The organism is Curtobacterium guangdongense, from assembly GCF_049341845.1.
Taxonomy (GTDB): domain Bacteria; phylum Actinomycetota; class Actinomycetes; order Actinomycetales; family Microbacteriaceae; genus Curtobacterium; species Curtobacterium guangdongense.
Genome location: NZ_JBMPIT010000023.1, coordinates 1 through 5,506 on the forward strand (window position 1 = coordinate 1; position 5,506 = coordinate 5,506).

General features: G+C 55.6%; 3 rRNA genes. All 3 read right to left on the reverse strand.

Annotated features, from left to right (window positions below):
* Position 1 precedes the first annotated feature (1 nt).
* Positions 2 to 118 (reverse strand): 5S ribosomal RNA (gene rrf / locus ACO0E1_RS18845).
* 136 nt (positions 119 to 254) lie between these two features.
* Positions 255 to 3,382: ribosomal RNA gene (locus ACO0E1_RS18850) — 23S ribosomal RNA — on the reverse strand.
* Between the two features lie 425 nt (positions 3,383 to 3,807).
* Positions 3,808 to 5,329 (reverse strand): 16S ribosomal RNA (locus ACO0E1_RS18855).
* Together the 16S, 23S and 5S rRNA genes form the textbook arrangement of a ribosomal RNA operon.
* Between the last annotated feature and the right edge of the window lie 177 nt (positions 5,330 to 5,506).

Below are 5,506 nucleotides of genomic sequence, written 5' to 3' on the forward strand. Positions count from 1 at the left end.
AGTCCGGCGGCGTCCTACTCTCCCACAAGGTCCCCCTTGCAGTACCATCGGCGCTGAGAGGCTTAGCTTCCGGGTTCGGAATGTGACCGGGCGTTTCCCTCTCGCTATGACCACCGGAACACTGTCGACCATGATCTGGTCTCAAATTGTTCCTTCAAGCCGTTGCTGAAGTATTCAGTTTGATTCCCGATCGTCTGTCGGGAACCACAAAGTGGACGCGAGCCCGTGACCGAAGAGGTCACGGAAATAGTTGTGTTGTCAAGTCTTCGGCTTATTAGTACCGGTCAGCTCCACGGGTCGTTAGTCCCCGCTTCCACATCCGGCCTATCAACCCAGTAGTCTGCTGGGAGCCTCTCACACTCAAGGTGCATGGAAATCTCATCTCGAAGACGGCTTCCCGCTTAGATGCTTTCAGCGGTTATCCGGTCCGAACGTAGCTAATCAGCGGTGCCCTTGGCAGAACAACTGACACACCAGAGGTTCGTCCATCCCGGTCCTCTCGTACTAGGGATAGATCTTCTCAAATTTCCAACGCGCGCAGCGGATAGGGACCGAACTGTCTCACGACGTTCTAAACCCAGCTCGCGTACCGCTTTAATGGGCGAACAGCCCAACCCTTGGGACCTACTCCAGCCCCAGGATGCGACGAGCCGACATCGAGGTGCCAAACCATGCCGTCGATATGGACTCTTGGGCAAGATCAGCCTGTTATCCCCGAGGTACCTTTTATCCGTTGAGCGACAGCGCTTCCACAAGCCACTGCCGGATCACTAGTCCCGACTTTCGTCCCTGCTCGACCTGTCAGTCTCACAGTCAAGCTCCCTTGTGCACTTACACTCGCCACCTGATTGCCAACCAGGTTGAGGGAACCTTTGGGCGCCTCCGTTACTCTTTGGGAGGCAACCGCCCCAGTTAAACTACCCATCAGGCACTGTCCATGAACCCGATCAGGGTCCTACGTTAGACATCCAAAGTGACCAGAGTGGTATTTCAACAATGACTCCACGAACACTAGCGTGCCCGCTTCACAGTCTCCCACCTATCCTACACAAGCCACTCCGAACACCAATACCAAACTGTAGTAAAGGTCACGGGGTCTTTCCGTCCTGCTGCGCGTAACGAGCATCTTTACTCGTAGTGCAATTTCGCCGAGTTCGCGGTTGAGACAGCTGGGAAGTCGTTACGCCATTCGTGCAGGTCGGAACTTACCCGACAAGGAATTTCGCTACCTTAGGATGGTTATAGTTACCACCGCCGTTTACTGGGGCTTAAATTCAGAGCTTCGGCCGAAACCTAACCCCTCCTCTTAACCTTCCAGCACCGGGCAGGCGTCAGTCCGTATACATCGTCTTGCGACTTCGCACGGACCTGTGTTTTTAGTAAACAGTCGCTTCCCACTGGTCTCTGCGGCCTTCAACGCTCACGGAGCAAGTCCGGTCACGTGTCCGGCCCCCCTTCTCCCGAAGTTACGGGGGCATTTTGCCGAGTTCCTTAACCACGATTCTCTCGATCTCCTTGGTATTCTCTACCTGACCACCTGAGTCGGTTTCGGGTACGGGCGGCTGCAACCTCGCGTCGATGCTTTTCTCGGCAGCATAGGATCACTGATTTCCCCTTACGGGTACGCGTCGGATCTCAGGCGTACAGACGACGGATTTGCCTATCGTCAGCCCTACATCCTTACACCAGGTTCACCTTACGGATACCATCGCCTGGCTCAGCTACCTTCCTGCGTCACACCTGTTCATACGCTAACCGCACCAGCATGGGGTCGAGCGTTAGACCGAACCGCATCACCCCGAAGGGATCCGCTGGTTACGGGTTAGGACTCTTAGCACCACTGGATTAGCTTGGGCGGTTGTTCGCCGGTACGGGAATATCAACCCGTTGTCCATCGACTACGCCTGTCGGCCTCGCCTTAGGTCCCGACTTACCCAGGGCGGATTAACCTGGCCCTGGAACCCTTGGTCTTTCGGAGGACGGGTTTCTCACCCGTCTTTCGCTACTCATGCCTGCATTCTCACTCGTGTGGCGTCCACGGCTGGATTACTCCGCCGCTTCACTCGCCACACGACGCTCTCCTACCACTCCGCACGACTGAACCACGAAGGCTTGTCTAACATGCGAAATCTACAACTTCGGCGGTGTGCTTGAGCCCCGTTACATTGTCGGCGCGGAATCACTTGACCAGTGAGCTATTACGCACTCTTTCAAGGGTGGCTGCTTCTAAGCCAACCTCCTGGTTGTCTATGCAACTCCACATCCTTTCCCACTTAGCACACGCTTAGGGGCCTTAGTTGGTAGTCTGGGTTGTTTCCCTCTCGACGATGAAGCTTATCCCCCACCGTCTCACTGCTGCGCTCTCACTCACCGGCATTCGGAGTTTGGCTGACGTCAGTAACCTGTTGAGGCCCATCGGCCATCCAGTAGCTCTACCTCCGGCGAGAAACACGCAACGCTGCACCTAAATGCATTTCGGAGAGAACCAGCTATCACGAAGTTTGATTGGCCTTTCACCCCTATCCACAGCTCATCCCCTCCATTTTCAACTGAAGTGGGTTCGGTCCTCCACGACGTCTTACCGTCGCTTCAACCTGGCCATGGATAGATCACTTCGCTTCGGGTCTAGGACATGCGACTCAATCGCCCTATTCAGACTCGCTTTCGCTACGGCTGCCCCACACGGGTTAACCTCGCCACATATCACTAACTCGCAGGCTCATTCTTCAAAAGGCACGCCGTCACCCCTACAAGGAGGCTCCGACGGTTTGTAAGCAAACGGTTTCAGGTACTATTTCACTCCCCTCCCGGGGTACTTTTCACCTTTCCCTCACGGTACTTGTCCGCTATCGGTCATCTGGGAGTATTTAGGCTTATCAGGTGGTCCTGACAGATTCACACGGGATTTCTCGGGCCCCGTGCTACTTGGGATACACATCCGGCCATAACACCATTTCGTCTACGGGGCTGGCACCCACTACGGCCCGGCTTTCAAACCGGTTCGACTATGATGCGCTGTAACCGCCCCAGTCCGGCAGAACTGAGTGACGTGTCCCACAACCCCGACCATGCAACGCCCGCCGGCTATCACACATGATCGGTTTAGCCTCATCCGCTTTCGCTCGCCACTACTCACGGAATCACATGTTGTTTTCTCTTCCTGTGGGTACTGAGATGTTTCACTTCCCCACGTTCCCTCTACCCGCCCTATATATTCAGGCGGGAGTCACCAGGTCGACAAGTCGCCTGGCGGGGTTTCCCCATTCGGAAATCCTCGGCTCACAGCTCGATTATCAGCTCCCCGAGGCTTATCGCAGATTTCTACGTCCTTCTTCGGCTCCAGATGCCAAGGCATCCACCGTTTGCTCTTAGAAACTTGACCACAAAGATTAAAATTGCGATCGACTCGACAACATGACCACCGAAAAGGCAGTCATCGTTGCGAGCGATCTAAGATGCTCGCGTCCACTGTGTAGTTCTCAACATACGATCGGCACCACACTCCCCCAACCATGACGGTCAGCTTCATGCAGCCCAACGAAGAACCATGCGGAATCACCCGCCGGCCCAACCCCCACCACCACTCACGTAGCAGCAGGAAGCCTGGTCCCTCAGGACCCAACAACGTGCACCAGCCAACCCGCTCACCCCCGACCCGTTCCCACCCGACCCGAAGGCCTGGCGTACTGAGGTCAGAAGCTGCGCTCCCGACTGCACTGTCAATGTTCCACCCATGAGCTACCCGTCGGACACGTTCGGTCCGAATCGGGCGCCTGGACACCACACGTGGTGCCAGATGCTCCTTAGAAAGGAGGTGATCCAGCCGCACCTTCCGGTACGGCTACCTTGTTACGACTTAGTCCTAATCACCGATCCCACCTTCGACGGCTCCTTCCACAAGGGTTAGGCCACCGGCTTCGGGTGTTACCGACTTTCATGACTTGACGGGCGGTGTGTACAAGGCCCGGGAACGTATTCACCGCAGCGTTGCTGATCTGCGATTACTAGCGACTCCGACTTCATGAGGTCGAGTTGCAGACCTCAATCCGAACTGAGACCGGCTTTTTGGGATTCGCTCCACCTTACGGTATCGCAGCCCTTTGTACCGGCCATTGTAGCATGCGTGAAGCCCAAGACATAAGGGGCATGATGATTTGACGTCATCCCCACCTTCCTCCGAGTTGACCCCGGCAGTCTCCTATGAGTCCCCGGCATAACCCGCTGGCAACATAGAACGAGGGTTGCGCTCGTTGCGGGACTTAACCCAACATCTCACGACACGAGCTGACGACAACCATGCACCACCTGTACACCGACCACAAGGGGGCGACCATCTCTGGCCGTTTCCGGTGTATGTCAAGCCTTGGTAAGGTTCTTCGCGTTGCATCGAATTAATCCGCATGCTCCGCCGCTTGTGCGGGCCCCCGTCAATTCCTTTGAGTTTTAGCCTTGCGGCCGTACTCCCCAGGCGGGGCGCTTAATGCGTTAGCTACGACACAGAAACCGTGGAAAGGTCCCTACATCTAGCGCCCAACGTTTACGGCATGGACTACCAGGGTATCTAATCCTGTTCGCTCCCCATGCTTTCGCTCCTCAGCGTCAGTTACGGCCCAGAGATCTGCCTTCGCCATCGGTGTTCCTCCTGATATCTGCGCATTCCACCGCTACACCAGGAATTCCAATCTCCCCTACCGCACTCTAGTCTGCCCGTACCCACTGCAAGCCCGAGGTTGAGCCTCGGGATTTCACAGCAGACGCGACAAACCGCCTACGAGCTCTTTACGCCCAATAATTCCGGACAACGCTTGCACCCTACGTATTACCGCGGCTGCTGGCACGTAGTTAGCCGGTGCTTTTTCTGCAGGTACCGTCACTTTCGCTTCTTCCCTACTAAAAGAGGTTTACAACCCGAAGGCCGTCATCCCTCACGCGGCGTTGCTGCATCAGGCTTTCGCCCATTGTGCAATATTCCCCACTGCTGCCTCCCGTAGGAGTCTGGGCCGTGTCTCAGTCCCAGTGTGGCCGGTCACCCTCTCAGGCCGGCTACCCGTCGTCGCCTTGGTGAGCCATTACCTCACCAACAAGCTGATAGGCCGCGAGTCCATCCCCAACCAAAAAATCTTTCCACCACCAGACCATGCGGCCGGCGATCATATCCAGTATTAGACGTCGTTTCCAACGCTTATCCCAGAGTCAGGGGCAGGTTACTCACGTGTTACTCACCCGTTCGCCACTAATCCACCCAGCAAGCTGGGCATCATCGTTCGACTTGCATGTGTTAAGCACGCCGCCAGCGTTCGTCCTGAGCCAGGATCAAACTCTCCGTAAAAAAATTACAGACCCAACACCCGAAGGCATCAAGCCGAGTTGATCTTGACTGTTGACTGTCTACTGACAATCTTCAATCCAAAAGGAATTGTCTCCGTACCTCCACAAGTGAAGGCAACGGGGTCAATAAATTGGCATTGACAATGTGCACGCTGTTGAGTTCTCAAGGACCAGACGC